This is a genomic window from Thauera sp. ZXT1-4 (assembly GCF_052598215.2).
In genome coordinates, this window is the sequence record NZ_JBQWSN020000124.1 from 1 (window position 1) to 728 (window position 728).

Genomic DNA, 728 nt, shown 5'->3' on the forward strand with positions numbered 1-728 from the left:
GTGATGCTCGAAATGATTCAGGGCGAAGGCGGCGTCAACGTGGCCGACGAAACCTTCCAGCGCGAGCTGCGCGCCTTGTGCGACGAAAAGGGCTGGCTGATGATCTGCGACGAGGTCCAGTGCGGCATGGGCCGGACGGGCAAGTGGTTCGGCTGGCAGCACGCGGGCACCAAGCCCGACGTGATGACACTGGCCAAGGGCCTGGCCTCGGGCGTGCCGATTGGCGCCTGCGTCACCAGCGGACGGGCCAAGGGCCTGTTCGGGCCGGGCAACCACGGCTCCACCTTCGGCGGCAACCCGCTCGCCTCCGCGGCCGGCCTGGCCACCTTCGACGCCATTGTCGAGGACAAGCTGATGGACAACGCGATCGCCGTCGGCGAGGCGATCCGCAAGGGCATGGCCGCGGCGCTCGAGGGCGTGGCGGGCGTGGTCGACATCCGTGGCCGCGGCCTGATGATCGGCATCGAGCTCGACCGCCCCTGTGGCGTGCTCATGGCCCGCGCGGCCGAGCAGGGCTTGCTGCTGTCGGTGACCTCCGAGCGCGTTGTTCGCCTGCTGCCGGCGCTTACCTTCACCCACGCCGATGCCGAAACCCTGGTGTCCATGCTGGCGCCGATGATTCGCGACTTCCTCGCGAACGGCTGAGGACTGCCCATGACCGAACTCAAACACTATCTTCAGTTCAAGGATTTCACGCGCGAGGAATACGACTACGTTTTCGCCCGCGC

Annotated in this window: 1 protein-coding gene; it reads left to right on the forward strand. The window is 67.3% G+C overall.

Annotation, left to right across the window (positions count from 1 at the left end):
* A partial coding sequence (locus tag ACUH78_RS19435) for an aminotransferase class III-fold pyridoxal phosphate-dependent enzyme (protein WP_445334466.1) occupies window positions 1-645 on the forward strand: 645 nt, incomplete at its 5' end.
* Window positions 646-728 lie beyond the last annotated feature (83 nt).